We start from the raw sequence: 14,938 nt of genomic DNA on the forward strand, positions 1-14,938 counted from the left end.
TCAGACCGCCCGCTCGTGCAGGCGGCCGTGCTCGACCCGGGAGCCGAAGGCGCTCTCGACGCCGGGCATGCTCATCCGCACCGTGCGCACCCGGGTGCCGGCCCGGCCGACCACATCGACCATCGCCTCCCGGGAGCGCAGGTAGCCGTGGCCGTCGCCGAGCCCCTCCCAGCGGCTGCTGCGGATGCTGAGCCGCGCCTCGGCCTGGGGCCACTCGCCGAGGACCACGAGCGCGGCACCCCGCTGGCGCAGTCGTGCTCCCAGACGCGAGACGTCGGCCGAGGAGACGGAGGCGGGCGGACGGGTGAGCACGACGGTCAGCACATCGACCAGAGCGGCGGTGACGGTGAGCCAGTGCTCGGCCGGTGCGGGCACGAGCACCAGGCGCTCGAGGTCGATCCCCATGCCGGCCGCGGCCTCGGCCCCGAACTCCGGGACGCCCACCACGCCGCACCACGAGCCCTCGGCGGACGGGCCGGCGAGCAGCCCCATCGCCAGACTCATCGAGCCCTCCACCGAGTAGGCGGCACCCTGCTTGAGCGAGCCGCCCGGGAGCACGGAGGAGAAGGCCGGCAGGGTGGCGAGGCTCCTGGTCTCGAGAGTGGTCGCCTGCATGTCCCGGATGCGGGACTGCAGCTCCTTCACCGACGCGAGCTGCCGCAGAAGGGGCTCTGCGGCCTCGGCCGTCTCCGCGGAGACGAGGGGTGAAGGGGGGCTCATCTGCCCATGTTCGAACATGTGTTCGAGTATGTCAATCGCCACCGACATCCACCGGCGAGCCGCTCGGACCCTTCCGCGACCGCCCGGCAAGGCGCACTGAGGAGGAGGTAACAGACGTCCCGGGCAGTCTCGCATCCGCCCCCGACATCCCCGTCCGGGGGCGTTCTCCACCGGGTCTCGGCGAGGAAGGGCCTCCTGCCGCGCCTCTACCATGGGAGCCATGTCCGACGCCCTGCTCGACCCCGCCGACTCCGACGCCACCGCCCCGGCCGCGCCGCGCAGAAGGACCCTCGTGGTCAAGATGGGGTCCAGCTCGGTCACCAAGCAGTCGGGTCCGGATCCCGTTCTCCTGGCCAGCGCGCTCGAGAGCGCCTTCGCCGCCCGCGCGCTGGGCTGGGACGTCGTGCTGGTCTCCTCCGGCGCCGTCTCCTCGGGTCGGGCGCTCTTCGCCCGCTCGCAGGAGGAGCCGATCAGCGCCCGCCTGGCGGCAGCGGTGGGCCAAACCGTCCTGATGGGCTTCTACCGCTCGGTGGCCGAGCTCTCGGGCGCCCTGATCGCGCAGATCCTCATCGGCGAGTCCGACCTCGCCTCTCCCCGGCAGATGGCACACGTCGCCGAGGCGATCCGCCACGCCCTCGACGCCGGAGTCGTGCCCGTGGTCAACGGCAACGACACGATCGACTCCGCCGGCTCGGACAACGACGGCGTCGCCGGCGGATTGGCGATGCTCCTCGGCGCGGACCTGCTGCTGCTGCTCACCGACGTCCCCGGCGTCTTCGCCGGCAGCATCGCCGAGGGCGTGCACCTCGAGGAGCTGGGCATCTCGGAGCTGCGCCGCATCGGCGTGCAGAAGGGCGGTACCGGCCGAGGGGGCATCCGCTCCAAGCTGCGGGCCGCCGAGCTCGCCGCGCACAACGGCGTCTCGACCAGGATCGCCGGGGCGCGCACCCCCGAGGTCATCCTGGGCGCCCTGGGAGGGCCGGGCCCGGGCACCCTCGTCCGCGCCGTGCACGCGCATCCGCCCGTGGAGCAGCGCTGGATCTCCGGAGTGGCCACCGGCCGCGGCCGCGTCGAGATCAACCTCGAGGCCGAGCGGAGCATCGGAGCCGGCTCGAGCCTGTTCGCCTCGGGCATCAAGCGCGTCTCCGGCGAGTTCGGCGGCGGCGACGTGATCGAGGTGCGCGCCCTCAGCGGAGAGCTCCTCGCGCGCGGCGTCTCCCGCGTCTCCTCGCGTCTGCTGACCCTGGTCCGCGCACTCCGGGTCGACGAGATCGCCCGCGTCTTCGTGGCGGTCCTCGGCCATGCCGCCACGACGGCGCCGTCGGCGAGTCCGGAGGGGGAGGAGAGGCCGCAGCTGACCCGCGCTCTGGAGTACGCGCGCACTCTCTCCTCCGAGCACGCGCGGGCCGTCGCGATGGAGATCGTCTCCCTCTTCCCCGCCGAGAGCATCTCGGCCCTGCTGGGGCAGGGCGCGGGGGAGGGCGAGCTCGTCGAGCGCTACACCCGCCTCGTCCGCACCCTCGCCATCGTGGAGAACGAGAACCTGGCCGTCTTCCGCTCCTGACCGCCGGTGGCGCGCCACGTCTCAGTGCATTTCGCGCCTTCGCGTCATGATCGCCGTTCTCCGGTGTCTTCCTGGTGATGGCGCCGCTCCTGGGCGCCCCCGACGGAACGGATCATCGATGAGCGTCCCCACTTCCACAGCCGGCCACTTCCGCGAGTCCGACATCACGCCCGAGAGCTTCGAGATCGAGCGGCTCGAGCGGCGGCTCGCCCTGCTCGAGGCCTCGATCGCCCAGGGGGAGCGGGCACTGCTGGGCCGGGTCGACCCGAGCACCGGAGATCCCCTCCCAGGCGCCTGCGGGGGGCACCGAGCCCAGCTGGTCAGCAACCTGACGACGGAGCGGGCCCTCGCCGACCGCATCCGGGAGATGCTTGCCGCTCGGAGCTGACGGGGTGCGTACGGCACCATGGGGCCATGGTCACCATCACCGTCGCCGGTCTCGCCCAGCACTTCCACCCCGCCGAGCGGGGCACCGTCCGCCTCGAGATCCGGCGCGAGTCGCGATCCCGACCCCAGGCGCTCGCCGAGGTCACCGCCCTGCACGCGCGGGTCCGTGAGGAGGCGGCCGCCGAGCAGGCGTCCGGCGCCGCCACCTGGTGGTCCTCCGATCAGATCTCGGTCTCCTCGATCCGCCGGTACATCAAGGACTCGGACGTCACGCAGCTGTTCCATGTCGCTGCCGCCGGGGTCCGGGTGAAGTACCGGGACTTCGCGGCTCTCGGGCGCTGGGTCGGCTCGATCTCGGAGGTGCCGGGGATCCAGATCTCGGGGGTCGACTGGGACGTGACGGCGGCACGACGTGCGGGCATCGAGCGCGAGGTCCGCACCGCTGCCGTCCGCGACGCGCGCGAGCGGGCCGAGGCCTATGCTGCGGCCCTGGGCCTGACCGAGGTGCGGGTGCTGACCCTCTTCGAGCCGGGACTGCGGCCGCACACGCGCATCGAGGGCGGCTCGGCGATGATGAGCCGCGCCAAGGCGTTCTCCTCTCCTGAGGAGCCGTTGGCCCTCAAGCCGGAGGACATCGAGGTCACCGCCTCGGTCTCCGCCGACTTCGAGGCGCACTGACGCGGAGACGCGACCGGGCGACCGTTTCCGCTGCGGACGGAGAGCGCCTGCCTGCACCTGCGACCCGCTTATCGTCTGCATGGCAACCCCGAGAGTCGCCCCGAGGCGACCGACCATCGGCTCCACGACGACCCCTCTCCGCCCCGATCAGCGGGCACGCGACCACCATACGTGTATTGAGTACTCCTCGGGAGCGCTGTCGCGGTTCGGCGACCGCCGTGCACACCCTCGGGGAATAGCGGGGGACCCCCGGGCGCTGAGGCAGGCATGGTCTCGCGCATCGGCTTCCTCTCCTTCGGCCACTACCAGTCCGTCCCCGGGTCTCAGACCCGCTCTGCTCGCGACGTCCTCCTCCAGACGATCGAGCTCGCGGAGGCGGCGGAGGAGATCGGCATCGACGGCGCCTACGTCCGCGTGCACCACTTCGCGCCGCAGCTCGCCTCGCCGTTCCCGCTGCTGGCGGCGATCGCCGCGCGCACCCGCCGCATCGAGATCGGCACCTGGGTCATCGACATGCGCTACGAGAACCCGCTCTACATGGCGGAGGAGGCGGCCGCCACCGACCTGATCTCCGATGGCCGGCTCGAGCTCGGGGTCAGCCGGGGATCGCCCGAGACGGCCCTGCGCGGGTCCGAGGCGTTCGGCTTCGTCCCCCCGGAGGGGATGACCGACGCCGACCTCGCCCGGCAGAAGGTGCGGATCCTCCGGGAGGCGCTCGCCGGAGCGCCGGTCGCGCAGTCGGATCCGGCGATGACGCGCCAGTCGCTCCCGCTCTCGATCGAGCCGCGCTCGCCCGGCCTCGAGGACCGGATCTGGTGGGGTGCCGGCAGCTTCGCGACCGCGCGCTGGGCAGCCGAGCAGGGCATGAACCTGCAGTCGTCGACCCTGCTCCTGGAGGAGGAGGGCGTGCCCTTCGACGAGCTGCAGGCCCGCCAGATCCGCGAGTACCGCGACGCGTGGAGCGAGGCGGGCTGGGAGCGCACCCCGCGCGTCTCCGTGTCGCGCAGCGTCCTTCCGATCACGACCGATCTCGACCGGCTGTACTTCGGCGGCCGCGGCGAGCAGGACCAGGTCGCCACCCTCGAGGGCGTCCGCGCCCGATTCGGCCGCAGCTACACGGGCGAGCCGGACGCCGTCGCCGCCGAGCTCGCTGCGGACGCCGCCGTGCAGGAGGCGGACACGCTGCTGCTCACCGTTCCCAACCAGCTCGGGGTCGAGTACAACGCGCGGCTCCTGCGCACTGTCGTGGAATCGATCGCTCCGGCTCTCGGCTGGTCTCCGGCAGCAGTGGGCGTCTGACACCGAGGCTCGGTCCGTGCGGGAGGGCCCTGCGGTGCAGGAGCGCCCGTCCGCTGCAGAAGCGCCCGTCCGATGCAGCAGCCGCCCCGTCTCCTCGTGAGGAGCCGGGGCGTCTGCACTCTCCGCCCACAGCATCCCTCCCGCCGGCGCGAGGAGGGGACGGTGCCGGGAACGACGGAACCCCCCGCCTCTCCGAAGAGAGACGAGGGGTTCCGATCAGTGTGTCCGAGGGGGGACTTGAACCCCCACGCCCTATACGGGCACTAGCACCTCAAGCTAGCGCGTCTGCCATTTCCGCCACCCGGACGAGTGTTTCCTTCGACCTGCGTTTCCGCGGCCGAAGAAGACATTAGCACGGTTCCGGGGCCTCTCACGCCACCTCCCGGCCCACCGTCCTCCGCGCGCCGTCGAGCCCGCGCCGGTACCGTTGCCCGCATGTCCGACAGCATCGACAGCGCGCCCGTGACCGACAGCACCCTCGACGAGACGGCGCTCATCGCGCGCGATCTCATCCGCTTCGACACCAGCAACTACGGCGACGGGAAGGCGGAGCCGGAGCGCCCGGCCGCGGAGTACGTCGCGGCGAAGCTGCGCGACCTCGGCCTCGAGCCCGAGCTGATCGACTCCGACCCGGGACGCACGAGCGTCGTGGCGCGGGTCGCGGGGGAGGACCGCGAGCGCGGCGCCCTCGTCGTCCACGGGCACCTCGACGTGGTGCCCGCCATCGCCGACAACTGGAGCGTCGACCCGTTCGGCGGCGAGATCAAGGACGGCATGCTCTGGGGCCGCGGCGCGGTCGACATGAAGAACATGGACGCGATGATCCTCGCCTCGCTCGGCGACATCCTCCGCGAGGGGAGGCGCCCCTCCCGCGACCTCGTCATCGCCTTCTTCGCCGACGAGGAGGCGGGCGGCGTGCGGGGATCGGGATTCCTGGCCCGTGAGCGGCCCGAGCTGTTCGCCGGAGCGACCGAGGCGATCAGCGAGGTCGGCGGCTACTCGATCGAGCTGGCCGGCAAGCGCGCCTATCTCGTGCAGACGGGCGAGAAGGCGCTGATGTGGCTGACCCTCCGCGCGCACGGCACGGCGGGGCACGGCTCGCAGATCAACTCCGAGAACGCCGTCACCCGGCTGGCGCAGGCGATCGCCCGCATCGGAAGCGAGGAGTGGCCCACCCGCCTCACCGACACCACGCGCGAGCTGCTCGACGAGGTCGCCCGCCTGCTCGGCCACGACCCTCAGCGCAGCACTCCGGAGGAGCTGGCACTCGCCACCGGCACCGCCTCGCGCTTCATCGCCGCGACGCTGCGCACCACCGCCAATCCGTCGATGCTGTCGGCCGGCTACAAGGCCAACGTCATCCCGGACACCGCGGAGGCCACCATCGACGTGCGCGTCCTCCCCGGCGAGGAGGATGCGGTGCTCGAGCGCCTGAAGGTCCTCGCGGGCGAGCACGTCGAGATCCTCGTCCAGCACCGCGACATCGGACTCGAGGTGCCCTTCGCCGGCCCCCTCGTCGAGAGCATGGCCGCCTCGATCCGCCGCTTCGATCCGGGCGCCGAGGTCCTCCCGTACCTGCTCTCCGGAGGCACCGACAACAAGGCGCTCTCGACGCTCGGCATCACCGGATACGGGTTCGCGCCGCTCCAGCTGCCGTCGTCCCTGGACTTCCCGGCGCTGTTCCACGGGGTCGACGAGCGCGTTCCACTGGACGCACTAGTGTTTGGCAGGAAGGTCCTGACCGATCTCCTGCTGAGCTCCTGACGGCGCCGCGGACCGGGTCAGCACCGACCGATCCCGACCGACTGCTGGCCGACGACGCCCCAGCCCTCCTCGAAAGTGACGCATGGGCCTGCTCGACGCGCTGATCCTGGGACTCGTCCAGGGTCTGACCGAATTCCTCCCCATCTCCTCCAGCGCCCACCTCCGGATCGTCAGCGAGCTGCTGCCCGGTCTCGGCGGCCGCGACACCGGAGCCGCGTTCACCGCGATCACGCAGCTGGGCACCGAGACCGCCGTCATCATCTACTTCTGGCGCGACATCGTGCGGATCGTGTCGCACTGGGCGCGCTCCCTCGTCGGCCGGATCCCGCGCTCGGACCCGGACGCCCGCATGGGCTGGCTCATCATCCTGGGCAGCCTCCCGATCATCGTCCTCGGCCTCGTCTTCCAGGACGCGATCGAGACGACCCTCCGCTCCCTGTGGGTGGTGGCCACCACCCTCATCCTCTTCGGCATCCTGCTCGGCATCGCCGACGCGGTCGGCGCGAAGAAGCGACGCCTGCGCGACCTGGGCGTCCGCGACGGCCTGATCTTCGGAGGCGCGCAGGCGCTCGCCCTGATCCCCGGCGTCTCGCGCTCGGGAGGCACCATCACCGCAGGCCTCTTCCTCGGGTACGAGCGCAAGGCGGCGGCGCGCTACTCCTTCCTCCTCGCGATCCCCGCGGTGTTCGGCAGCGGTCTCTACCAGCTGTACAAGAGCATCAGCGACCCGGTCGTGCTCCCGAACCAGGTCCAGGTCGGCGGGCTCGAGACCCTCGTGGCGACCATCGTCGCGTTCGTGGTCGGCTTCGTCGTGATCGCGTTCTTCATGAGCTACATCTCCCGCCGCAGCTTCCTCCCGTTCGTCGTGTACCGCATCGTCCTCGGCGTCGTCCTCATGGTCGCGCTCGCCACCGGCCTGATCGCCGCCTAGATGCGCGCCTGGACCGCCGCCGACGTCCCCGCCCTGCCCGGCCGGGGGAGCGCACCGCGCCTGCACGACACCGCGACCGCCGGCCCCGTCGAGCTCGACGCGCCCAGCGGAGTCGCGAGCCTCTACGTCTGCGGCATCACGCCCTACGACGCCACCCACCTCGGGCACGCGTCGACCTACCTCGCCTTCGACACGGTCCAGCGCGTCTGGCTCGACGCGGGCTACACGGTCGAGTACGCCCAGAACGTGACCGACGTCGACGACCCGCTGCTCGAGCGTGCGACGGCCACCGGTGTCGACTGGCGCGACCTCGCCGAGGAGCAGGTCGAGCTGTTCCGCGGCGACATGGCCGCCCTGCGCGTCCTGCCTCCGCAGCACTACGTCGGAGTCACCGAGACTGTGGATCCCATCGCGGAGGCGGTCGCCCGCCTGGAGCGCGACGGCGTCGCCTACCGCGTCGCTGCTCCGGACGCGGCGGAGGAGGGCGCGAGCGACCTCTACTACGACATCGCCACGGCCGAGAGCGCCGTCTGGCACCTGGGCAGCGAGAGCCGGCTCGACGCGGAGTCGATGGCCCGCTTCTCGGCGCTGCGCGGGGGCGACCCGGAGCGCGCCGGCAAGCGCGACCCCCTCGATCCGCTGCTCTGGCGGGCCGAGCGCGCCGGCGAGCCCGCCTGGGACGCCGAGGTCGGCCGCGGCCGTCCGGGCTGGCACATCGAGTGCTCGGTGATCGCCCTCGACCGGCTCGGACCCGAGTTCACCCTGCAGGGCGGCGGGAGCGACCTGGTCTTCCCGCACCACGAGTTCAGCGCCGGCCACGCCGCGTCGCTGTCCGGCCGTCCTCTGGCCCGCGCCTACGCGCACGCCGGGATGGTCGCCTACCAGGGCGAGAAGATGAGCAAGTCGCTCGGGAACCTGGTGCTGGTCTCACGTCTGCGGAGCGAGGGCGCGGACCCGCGGGCGATCCGCCTCGCGCTCCTCGCGCACCACTACCGCTCCGACTGGGAGTGGCTGCCCGAGGACCTGCCGTCGGCCGAGGCGCGCCTGGCGCGCTGGGAGGCGGCCCTCGCCGCCGTCGGACCGCGCTCGGCGCTCGAGGTGCTGGCGCAGCTGCGCGAGGCGCTGGCCGACGACCTCGGCACTCCGGCCGCCCTCGCCGTCGTCGACGCCGCACTGACCGAGGGCGTGGACGACCCGTCGCTCCTGCGCGACGCGGTCGACGCCCTGCTCGGGGTGCGCCCGGCCTGAACCCCGTCAGGCTCGAGTCCCGTAAGCCTCGAGTCCCGGACGGCTCGAGTCCCGTCAGGGGCGAGTCCCGTCAGGCGGCCGGGAGGGTCATCGGCCAGAGCGGTCCCGTGATCGACGACCGTCTCGGACGAGCGGGCGCCGGCGGAGGCTACGGGCGCCAGGGCTCCTCGCCGGAGCGGCCGTCGCCGCGGCGGCGCAGGTAGCGCTCGAACTCCTGGGCGATCGCCTCGCCGCTCGCCTCGGGCGAGTCGACGGTGTCGCGCGCCTGCTCGAGCTGGGCGATGTACGACGCCATCTCCTCGTCCTCGGCGGCGAGGGCGTCGATGCCGCGCTCCCACTCCTCCGCCTCCTCGACGAGGTCGCCGCGGGGGATCGCCAGGCCGACGACCTCCTCGAGCTTCTCGAGCAGCGCCAGCATCGCCTTGGGCGAGGGCGCGTTGTGCACGTAGTGCGGGACGGAGGCCCAGATCGAGACGGCGGGGATGCCGACCTTCTGTGCGGCCTCGCCGATCACGCTGAGGATGCCGACCGGCCCCTCGTAGCTGGAGCGCTCGAGCTCGAACGAGCTCCGCAGCTCCGCGTTCTCGCTCGAGGCGAAGATGGAGATCGGCCGGGTGTGCGGGACGTCGGCGAGCATCGCGCCGAGGAAGACGACGGCGGAGATGTCTATCGCGAGCATGGCGTCGACGACCTCGGCCGCGAAGCTCTTCCAGCTGCGCGAGGGCTCGGTGCCGATCATGAGGTACAGCGCGCTCTCGGCGTCGACCGAGGTGTCGGCCGGGCCGAAGATCTGGGTGCCGGGCCAGGCGAGGTTGCGGCGGCCGTCCTCGCCGATCGAGAGCATGGGGCGGGTGTACTGGAAGTCGTAGTACTGCTCGGCGTCGACGGCGAAGAGGGGCACGTACTCCCCGGCGTCCTTGACCAGCCGCAGCGCGCCGCTGGCGGCGTCCCCGGCGTCGTTCCAGCCCTCGAAGGCCACGACCAGGACGTTCCCCGTGATCACGTTCATAGGCAGGATCTCCGCGTTCGGCTCGATGTGCGGGGAGCGCACACCGCGCCTGTCCCTCCGTCCAGGATAGGACCGCCTCCGGCCGCGCCCGTCCCGTCCGGCGGGATCGGCCGCGCTGTTCGCTCTCGGCCCGCGGCCGGGGAGGGGCGCGGCCCTGCCGGTACCATGGTCGCTCGTGACTCCCGAGACCTCCGCCCGGCCGCTGTCCTCCGAGCCGCTCGGAGGAGCGTCCGCCCCCGCCGCCGTCCTCTGGGACATGGACGGGACGCTCGTCGACACCGAGCCGTACTGGATGGCGTCGGAGCACGCGCTCGTCTCCTCCTTCGGCGGAGTGTGGACCCACGAGGACGCGATGGGACTCGTCGGCTCGGGCCTGCCCGCCGCCGCCCGCATCCTGCAGGGCAAGGGCGTCGACCTCTCCGTCGACGCGATCATCGACCGGATGACCGACGAGGTCGTCGACCAGCTGGCCGTGAGCATCCCGTGGCGACCGGGCGCGCTCGAGCTGCTGCACGCGGTGTCCGAGGCGGGTGTGCCGCAGGCGCTGGTCACGATGTCGATCTCGCGGATGGCCGCGGCCGTCGTGGACCGGATCCCGTTCCCCGCCTTCGCCGCCGTCGTCAGCGGCGACATGGTCGAGCGCAGCAAGCCCCACCCCGAGGCGTACCTCCTCGCCGCGAGCACCCTCGGTGTCGACATCGCCGCCTGCGTCGCGATCGAGGACTCCCTCACGGGCCTCGGCGCGGCCGTCGCCTCCGGAGCCGCGGCGATCGGCGTCCCGCACCAGCTGGAGCTCGACCCCGCCGCCCCCTACGCCCTCTGGCCCACCCTCGCGGGCCGCACCGTCGCGGACCTCGCGACGGTGTCCTCCGAGCACCGCGGCTCCGGCCCGGCCACGACCGAGACGGAGGCCCGCCGATGACCGGTGAGGCACTGCAGCATTCCGGACCCTTCCGCGCGGGGGACCGCGTCCAGCTGACGGGACCCAAGGGGCGGATGAACACCATCACGCTCGTTCCCGGCAAGGTGTTCCACACGCACCGGGGCGGCATCGAGCACGACACGGTGATCGGGCTGCCCGACGGCTCGGTGGTGACCAACACCGTCGGCGTCGAGCACCTCGCGCTGCGACCCCTCCTCGCCGACTTCGTGATGTCGATGCCCCGCGGCGCGGCGATCGTGTACCCGAAGGACGCGGCCCAGATCCTCGCCCTCGCCGACGTCTTCCCCGGCGCCCGCGTGGTCGAGGCCGGTGTCGGCTCCGGCGCGCTCTCGCTCTGGCTGCTGCGGGCGGTGGGTCCGACCGGCCGGCTGTCGTCGTTCGAGCGGCGCGAGGAGTTCGCGGATGTCGCACGGGCGAACATCGAGACCTTCCTCGGCTACACGCCCGACAACTGGAGCGTCACCGTCGGCGACCTCGTCGAGGCGCTGCCCGGCACGGTCCCGTCCGGCGAAGCCGACCGCGTCGTGCTCGACATGCTCGCGCCCTGGGAGTGCCTCGACGTCGCCGCCGAGGCTCTCACGCCCGGGGGAGTGCTCCTCTGCTACGTGGCCACCGTCACGCAGCTCTCGCGGACGGCGGAGGCGATCCGCGCCTCGGGCCTGTTCACGAACCCGTCGTCGAACGAGACCATGGTCCGCGGCTGGCACGTCGAGGGCCTCGCGGTCCGGCCGGACCACCGGATGATCGGCCACACCGGCTTCCTCATCACCGCTCGCCGGCTCGCTCCGGACACCGTGCTCCCCGAGCTCAAGCGCCGCCCGTCGAAGACGGACTTCAGCGACGAGGACGTGGAGGCCTGGACCCCCGGCGCGCTCGGCGAGCGCGCCGTGAGCCCCAAGAGCCTGCGCAAGCGGGTCCGCGAGTCCGCCACCAGCGCCGGGCTCTCCCGGGCCCGCGGGTTCGGCGAGGAGACCGCGGAGCCCGACGACGAGGGCATCCTCTAAGCTGTTCCCGGCCTCCGGGCCGTCTCCACCCCGGGCGTCACCGCTCCCCTTCTCTCGAATCGAGGACCCGTGCGCAGGACCACCGCGCTCATCGCCGGCATCGGCATCGTCGCCGCTCTCACCGGATGCACCGCGTCCTCCTCGCAGGCGGACTGCGACGCTCCGTTCTCCTCCGGCGACTCCTCGGCGGCGGTCAGCGCCACGGGCGACTTCGGAGCGAAGCCGGACGTCAGCGTCCCGACGCCGCTGAAGGCGGACGGCACGCAGGTCAGCACCCTCATCGAGGGCTCGGGCGCACCGCTCGAGAAGGGCCAGCTCGTCACCATCGACTACACCCTGGTCAACGGAGCGGACGGCACGGTCCTCGAGACCTCGCCCTACGACGGGTCGAGCACCGCCCGCTTCGGCGTCGGCGGAGCCGGGCTCGTCGGCCTGAACGAGGGCCTCCTCTGCACGCAGGTCGGCTCGCGCGTCGCCATCGCGATCGCCCCCGAGGACGGCTTCGGCCAGTCCTCGTCGCAGCTCGGCATCTCGGAGGACGACACGCTCGTGCTCGTCGCGGACGTCCGCGAGGCCTCGCTGGCCCGCGCGAACGGCGCCGCCCAGCCCGCGCCCGACGGCTTCCCGACGGTGACGCTCGGCGACGACGGACGCCCGGGGCTCGCGAAGCCCTCGGGCGACGCACCGTCCGACCTCCGCATCGCCCAGCTCAAGAAGGGCGACGGCGACGTCGTCGCCGAGGGCGACCAGGTCGTCGTGGCCTACACCGGCTGGCAGTGGAGCGACGGGAAGGTGTTCGACTCCAGCTGGGAGAAGGGCGCTCCCGCCGTGTTCACGGCCGCCGACGGCTCGACCACCCAGGGCGGAGTCATCGCCGGATTCGCCGACGCCCTCATCGGCCAGCCCGTCGGATCCCAGGTCATCGCGGTCATCCCGCCGGACCAGGGCTACGGCGACCAGGGCTCCCCTCAGGGCGGGATCCCCGGCGGCGCGACGCTGATCTTCGTCGCCGACATCCTCGGAAAGGTCTGACCGGGCCCGGCCCTAGACTGGAGGGCGTGCCTTCCGACGCCCCGTCCTCGAGCCGCGTCCCGGCCGAGGAGCGTCTGTTCAACCTCGTGCTCGCGCTCGTCGCGGCCGAGAACGGACTGACGAAGGCCGACGTCCTCTCCACGGTGCAGGGCTACCGGCAGCGGGTCGGCCGGGGCGACCGGACCTCGCTCGAGCGCCAGTTCGAGCGCGACAAGGACGACCTGCGCGAGCTGGGCATCCCGATCGAGACGGTCGACGCCCCGGGCGACCCGGGCAACACCCAGACCGTCCGGTACCGCATCGCGAAGCGCAGCTACGACCTCCCTGCCGACCTGACCTTCGATCCGGAGGAGCTCGCGCTGCTCCGCCTGGCCGGGGCGGTCTGGCGCGAGGGGACGCTCTCGGCGGAGTCGCGGCGCGCGCTGATCAAGCTGCGCTCGATCGGGGTCGAGTCCGTCGACCCCGTCATCGGCATCAGCCCCTCGATCCGGGTCCGCGAGGCCTCGTTCGAGCCGCTCAACGCCGCGCTCGACCGCGGTCAGGTCGTCCGCTTCCCCTACCTGAAGCCCGGCGGCGAGGAGCCGCGCGTGCGCACCGTGCAGCCCCGCGCCCTGGTGAACCACCAGGGGCGCTGGCACCTCCACGGCTGGGACGAGGGCGCCGAGGGCACGCGGACCTTCCTCCTGTCGCGGATCGTCGGGCCGGTCGCGTCCACCGGCCGCACCGCGCCTCCCGCGGAGGGGGACCACGCGGCGACCGCTCTCGCCCAGCTCGACGAGATCCTGCAGCGCAACAGCGCGCTCCTGCGCGTCGCCCCCGACTCCGACGCCGCCCTCCGTCTCGGCGGGCGTGCCGAGGCCGAGGGCGAGGGCCAGGGCTTGCTGCGCCTGCACTACACCGACCCGGACGTGCTCGCGGACGAGCTCGCCGGTCACGGTCCCGAGGTGCGGGTGCTCGAGCCGGAGGAGCTCCGCCGACGCGTCCTCGACCGCCTCCGCCGCACCCTCGACGACCATGGAGGGGATCCCCGTGGCTAGACCCCGCTCCCTGCAGGCGCGCGACCGCCTGGCCGTCCTCCTCTCCCTCGTTCCCTACCTGCTCGACCGGGGCCGCGTCTCCGTCGCCGAGGTCGCCGCGCACTTCGAGATCCCGGAGGAGGAGGTGCGGCGCGCAGTGCGCCTCATCGCCGTCTCGGGCATCCCCGGCGAGACCGCGCAGTACCAGGCGAACGACCTCTTCGACATCGGCTGGGACGACTTCGAGGAGAACGACCACGTCGTCCTCACCCACCAGGTCGCGATCGACGACTCGCCGAGGTTCTCGGCGCGCGAGGCCGCCGCCCTCATCGCCGGCATGCAGTACCTCGCAGCCCTGCCCGAGAACCAGGGCAACGACCGGATCGCCTCGCTGATGGGGAAGCTCGCTCGCGGCGCCTCCTCGGCCCCGAGCGCGGTGGCGGTCTCGCGCGGCACGGGCGCGGACAGCGCTGTGGCGCTCCTGCGGACAGCGATGGGCTCGGCGACGCAGGTCGCTTTCGACTACCGCAGCGCCCGCGGCGAGACCGAGTCCCGGCTCGTCGACCCCTTCGTGCTCGAATCGGTCGACCGGGACTGGTACCTGCGCGGATGGGACCACCTCCGCGAGGGCGTCAGGACGTTCCGGGTCGACAGGATGCGCTCCCTCCGCGACACGGGGACGCCGATCGTCCGGCGCCGCAACGAGGTGACCCTCTCGGAACGGCTCTTCGAGGCCTCCGCCTCCGATCTCGTCGTGGACCTGCGCGTCGCCCCCAGCGCCGTCGTGCTGCTGGGCGACTACGCGGCCGACGCCGAGTTCCCCGATCCCGTGCCGGGGGAGGAGCACCACGGTGTCCTCGTCCGTCTCCGCGTCGCACATCTGGAGGGACTGACGCGCCTGGTGGCGTCGTTGGCGGGTCTCGTCACCGTGGTGGCACCCCCCGAGGCGCGCTCCGCGGTCGCGCACTGGGCGGCCTCCGCGCTCGCCGCGAACGAGGGGGAGCCGTCGTGACCTGGTGGTCGTGGATCCTGATCTGGCTCGGCCTCGCGCTGGGGGCTCTGACGATGCTGGTCCTCTTCGCCCTCTCCTACTGGCGCAAGGGGAAGGTGCTCCTCGGACAGCTGTCCGAGGTCACCGCGAAACTCGAGACACTGAGTCCTGGAGTGACGGACGACCTGCCGCCCCGGCCGTCCTCGTCGCTGTTCGCCGATCGCGACGACGTGAGGCGTGCGCACGAGGGCCGGCGTGACGCACGTCGCGACAGGATCGATATCCGCCGGTCAGAACGGGTCGAACGGGGTAAGCTCCTCGTACACCGCAACCGACAAGTGAAGTGAGTCTG

Annotated in this window: 15 protein-coding genes and 1 tRNA gene; 13 read left to right on the forward strand and 3 right to left on the reverse strand. The window is 72.6% G+C overall.

Features of this window, described 5'->3' with window-relative positions; translation table 11 throughout:
* A complete protein-coding gene (locus C5C53_RS08760) occupies nt 1-720 on the reverse strand; it encodes a hypothetical protein (protein ID WP_104225270.1) in 720 nt (239 codons plus the stop codon).
* 220 nt (nt 721-940) lie between these two features.
* Here C5C53_RS08760 and proB point away from each other — a divergent pair, with 220 nt between their 5' ends.
* The 4 genes from proB to C5C53_RS08780 all read left to right on the forward strand — a co-directional run bounded on the left by proB (nt 941) and on the right by C5C53_RS08780 (nt 4,648).
* Entirely contained in the window at nt 941-2,284 is a 1,344-nt protein-coding gene (gene proB, locus C5C53_RS08765) for a glutamate 5-kinase (RefSeq protein ID WP_181127736.1), read from the forward strand.
* 118 nt (nt 2,285-2,402) lie between these two features.
* Nucleotides 2,403-2,672 carry a hypothetical protein gene (locus C5C53_RS08770; protein WP_104222002.1) on the forward strand — a complete coding sequence of 90 codons (270 nt, stop codon included), beginning with the start codon at nt 2,403-2,405 and terminating at the stop codon, nt 2,670-2,672.
* A 26-nt stretch (nt 2,673-2,698) separates the two neighbouring features.
* The gene (locus C5C53_RS08775; protein WP_104225267.1) at nt 2,699-3,349 is read left to right on the forward strand and encodes an SIMPL domain-containing protein; all 651 of its coding nucleotides are present in this window, start codon (nt 2,699-2,701) and stop codon (nt 3,347-3,349) included.
* A 267-nt stretch (nt 3,350-3,616) separates the two neighbouring features.
* Nucleotides 3,617-4,648, forward strand: coding sequence for an LLM class flavin-dependent oxidoreductase (locus C5C53_RS08780; protein ID WP_104267337.1), 1,032 nt, complete (start codon nt 3,617-3,619; stop codon nt 4,646-4,648).
* Between the two features lie 222 nt (nt 4,649-4,870).
* Here the strand turns inward: C5C53_RS08780 and C5C53_RS08785 are convergent.
* Nucleotides 4,871-4,955: transfer RNA gene (locus C5C53_RS08785), tRNA-Leu, on the reverse strand.
* Between the two features lie 128 nt (nt 4,956-5,083).
* On the opposite strand from C5C53_RS08785, the gene C5C53_RS08790 reads away from it, so the two are divergent.
* The 3 genes from C5C53_RS08790 (at nt 5,084) to mshC (ending at nt 8,591) form a co-directional block, all read left to right on the forward strand.
* Nucleotides 5,084-6,412 carry a M20/M25/M40 family metallo-hydrolase gene (locus C5C53_RS08790; RefSeq protein WP_181127737.1) on the forward strand — a complete coding sequence of 443 codons (1,329 nt, stop codon included), beginning with the start codon at nt 5,084-5,086 and terminating at the stop codon, nt 6,410-6,412.
* Between the two features lie 82 nt (nt 6,413-6,494).
* Entirely contained in the window at nt 6,495-7,343 is an 849-nt protein-coding gene (locus C5C53_RS08795) for an undecaprenyl-diphosphate phosphatase (RefSeq protein WP_104222008.1), read from the forward strand.
* Nucleotides 7,344-8,591 (forward strand): cysteine--1-D-myo-inosityl 2-amino-2-deoxy-alpha-D-glucopyranoside ligase, encoded by a 1,248-nt coding sequence (gene mshC, locus C5C53_RS08800; RefSeq protein ID WP_104267338.1) that lies wholly within the window; start codon nt 7,344-7,346, stop codon nt 8,589-8,591. It begins immediately after the preceding gene.
* 148 nt (nt 8,592-8,739) lie between these two features.
* Here mshC and C5C53_RS08805 read toward each other — a convergent pair whose 3' ends face one another.
* Nucleotides 8,740-9,600: a proteasome assembly chaperone family protein gene (locus tag C5C53_RS08805; protein ID WP_104246850.1), complete on the reverse strand. Its 861-nt coding sequence runs from the start codon at nt 9,598-9,600 to the stop codon at nt 8,740-8,742.
* A gap of 175 nt (nt 9,601-9,775) precedes the next feature.
* Here C5C53_RS08805 and C5C53_RS08810 point away from each other — a divergent pair, with 175 nt between their 5' ends.
* From C5C53_RS08810 to C5C53_RS08835, 6 genes are all read left to right on the forward strand, one after another.
* Nucleotides 9,776-10,522, forward strand: a complete 747-nt coding sequence (locus C5C53_RS08810) for an HAD family phosphatase (RefSeq protein WP_258059822.1) — start codon at nt 9,776-9,778, stop codon at nt 10,520-10,522.
* Nucleotides 10,519-11,547 (forward strand): tRNA (adenine-N1)-methyltransferase, encoded by a 1,029-nt coding sequence (locus C5C53_RS08815; protein WP_104267339.1) that lies wholly within the window; start codon nt 10,519-10,521, stop codon nt 11,545-11,547. Before C5C53_RS08810 ends, C5C53_RS08815 begins: the two co-directional genes overlap by 4 nt.
* 69 nt (nt 11,548-11,616) lie before the next feature.
* Nucleotides 11,617-12,579 (forward strand): FKBP-type peptidyl-prolyl cis-trans isomerase, encoded by a 963-nt coding sequence (locus C5C53_RS08820; RefSeq protein ID WP_104237455.1) that lies wholly within the window; start codon nt 11,617-11,619, stop codon nt 12,577-12,579.
* A 26-nt stretch (nt 12,580-12,605) separates the two neighbouring features.
* Nucleotides 12,606-13,616, forward strand: a complete 1,011-nt coding sequence (locus C5C53_RS08825; RefSeq protein WP_104255002.1) for a YafY family protein — start codon at nt 12,606-12,608, stop codon at nt 13,614-13,616.
* The gene (locus tag C5C53_RS08830) at nt 13,609-14,607 is read left to right on the forward strand and encodes a YafY family protein (RefSeq protein WP_258067680.1); all 999 of its coding nucleotides are present in this window, start codon (nt 13,609-13,611) and stop codon (nt 14,605-14,607) included. Before C5C53_RS08825 ends, C5C53_RS08830 begins: the two co-directional genes overlap by 8 nt.
* On the forward strand, nt 14,604-14,933 hold the full coding sequence (locus tag C5C53_RS08835) for a hypothetical protein (RefSeq protein ID WP_104267341.1): 330 nt from the start codon (nt 14,604-14,606) through the stop codon (nt 14,931-14,933). The genes C5C53_RS08830 and C5C53_RS08835 overlap by 4 nt, the downstream gene beginning before the upstream one ends.
* Nucleotides 14,934-14,938: the final 5 nt, after the last annotated feature.

Source organism: Rathayibacter sp. AY1E3 (genome assembly GCF_002932235.1).
GTDB lineage: Bacteria > Actinomycetota > Actinomycetes > Actinomycetales > Microbacteriaceae > Rathayibacter.

What these genes read in the sequence shown, in the direction of transcription:
- C5C53_RS08760 (WP_104225270.1), bottom strand. Translation starts at nt 720, where the DNA reads ATGAGCCCCCCTTCACCCCTCGTCTCCGCGGAGACGGCCGAGGCCGCA.
- proB (WP_181127736.1), top strand. Translation starts at nt 941, where the DNA reads ATGTCCGACGCCCTGCTCGACCCCGCCGACTCCGACGCCACCGCCCCG.
- C5C53_RS08770 (WP_104222002.1), top strand. Translation starts at nt 2,403, where the DNA reads ATGAGCGTCCCCACTTCCACAGCCGGCCACTTCCGCGAGTCCGACATC.
- C5C53_RS08775 (WP_104225267.1), top strand. Translation starts at nt 2,699, where the DNA reads ATGGTCACCATCACCGTCGCCGGTCTCGCCCAGCACTTCCACCCCGCC.
- C5C53_RS08780 (WP_104267337.1), top strand. Translation starts at nt 3,617, where the DNA reads ATGGTCTCGCGCATCGGCTTCCTCTCCTTCGGCCACTACCAGTCCGTC.
- C5C53_RS08790 (WP_181127737.1), top strand. Translation starts at nt 5,084, where the DNA reads ATGTCCGACAGCATCGACAGCGCGCCCGTGACCGACAGCACCCTCGAC.
- C5C53_RS08795 (WP_104222008.1), top strand. Translation starts at nt 6,495, where the DNA reads ATGGGCCTGCTCGACGCGCTGATCCTGGGACTCGTCCAGGGTCTGACC.
- mshC (WP_104267338.1), top strand. Translation starts at nt 7,344, where the DNA reads ATGCGCGCCTGGACCGCCGCCGACGTCCCCGCCCTGCCCGGCCGGGGG.
- C5C53_RS08805 (WP_104246850.1), bottom strand. Translation starts at nt 9,600, where the DNA reads ATGAACGTGATCACGGGGAACGTCCTGGTCGTGGCCTTCGAGGGCTGG.
- C5C53_RS08815 (WP_104267339.1), top strand. Translation starts at nt 10,519, where the DNA reads ATGACCGGTGAGGCACTGCAGCATTCCGGACCCTTCCGCGCGGGGGAC.